Here is a 1,862-nt window from a genome sequence, read left to right on the forward strand (position 1 = left end):
ACACGCAACCGCGGGTCACCACCCACCACATCCAGCACCCGCACCCACCGCGCCACCAACAGCTCAACCGACTCCACATCGAACAGATCAGCCGCCGCGAACACCAGACCCCGCAGTCCCGCCGGCGCACCATGGGCGTCGAACGTCTCCAGAACGCTCAGCTCCAGATCGAACTTCGCCATCGTCGAGCCTTGGGAGAGCTCCTCCGTTCGCACGTCTGGAAGGCTCAACATCGGTTCGGCGTTGTTCTGCAGGGTCAGCATCACCTGGAACAACGGATGGCGCGCCATCGAGCGGGCCGGGGAGAGCTCCTCGACCAGCTTCTCGAACGGCACATCCTGATGCGCGAACGCGGACAGGCTCGCCTCACGCACCCGCGACAACACCTGCGTGAACGTCGGATCGCCCGACAGATCCGTCCGCAGCACCAGCGTATTGATGAAAAAGCCCACCAGATCGTCGAGCGCTACATCTGTACGCCCCGCCGTCGCCAGACCGATCGGAATATCGGTACCCGAACCCAGGCGCGACAGCAGGACCGCGAACGCGGCTTGCAGCACCATGAACACGGTCACACCCTCGGCCCGCGCGAGCTCCACCAGACGGGCATGCACCTCGGCCGGCACCTCCACCGGAAGACGGTGCCCCACGTGACTGGCAACCGCCGGACGCGCCCGGTCGAACGGCAGCTCCAACTCCTCAGGAACACCGGCCAACGCCTCACGCCAATAAGCGACCTGGGCCGCCAGCACACTCTCCGCATCCCCCTCGTCACCGAGCAGCTCACGCTGCCACAGCGCATAGTCGGCGTACTGCACCGGCAGCGGCTCCCAGACAGGAGTCCGCCCCTCACGGCGCGCCGCATACGCAAATGACACGTCCCGGCCCAACGGCCCCATCGACCAGCCATCACCCGCGATGTGATGGATGATCACTACCAGGACCTGCTCGTCCGGACTGATCTCGAAGAGAGTCGCGTGGATCGGGATTTCAGTGGCGAGGTCAAAGCAGTACTCAAGGGCTTCGGCGATCGACTCATCCAGTTCGGCCGCCGAGATATCGCGTGTGTGTAGTTCCCATGTCACGCCTTCGGGTGCCAGGACCCGCTGGTACGGCTCACCATCAGCCATCGCGTACACCGTGCGCAGTGCCTCGTGGCGCCCGATCGCGTCGAGGAGTGCGGCATTGAGTGCTGCGCGGTCCACGGGGCCCGTCAGGTGCAGGACCGCAGGAATGTTGTATGTGGCCAGCTTTCCTTCGAGTTGGCTGATGAACCACATCCGGCGCTGCGCATACGACAACGGCAGCCGCGCCGGACGCTCCCGCGCCGCCAGTGCCGTACGGACCGCTCCACCGCCACCCAGCCGTTCCGCCAGCCCCGCCACTGTCGGCGCGTCGAACACCGCCCGGATCCCCAGCTCCACACCACACACAGCCCGGACCCGGCTCGCCAACCGGATCGCCAGCAGCGAATGGCCGCCCAGAGCGAAGAAGTTGTCATCCACCCCAACCTCGGGCAGACCCAGCACCTCAGCGAATACCGCGCACAGAGCCTCCTCACGGGCATTCGCCGGCCCCCGTCCCGAACCAGACGCGTATTCCGGGGCCGGCAGGGCCTTGCGGTCCAGCTTCCCGTTGCCCGTCAACGGCAGTACATCCATGACCACGACCGCGGAGGGAACCATGTGCTCCGGCAGACGCCGCCCGGCGAACGTACGGACCGCCGCCGCCAGACCCTCCGTGTCCTCCGGGTCATCCGCAACCACATAGGCCACCAGACGCACATCACCCGGCACATCCTCACGCGCGACCACAGCAGCCTGCTCGACCAGCGGACTCGCCGCGATCACCGCCTGCACCTC

The 1,862-nt window shown here is 66.5% G+C and carries 1 protein-coding gene; it reads right to left on the bottom strand.

The window, feature by feature from the left end:
- Positions 1-1,850: condensation domain-containing protein (locus ABT084_RS37820; RefSeq protein ID WP_351054371.1), on the bottom strand; the 1,850-nt coding region annotated here is incomplete at its 3' end.
- Positions 1,851-1,862 lie beyond the last annotated feature (12 nt).

Origin of the sequence: Streptomyces sp. NPDC002138 (assembly GCF_040296485.1) — a bacterium.
GTDB lineage: Bacteria > Actinomycetota > Actinomycetes > Streptomycetales > Streptomycetaceae > Streptomyces.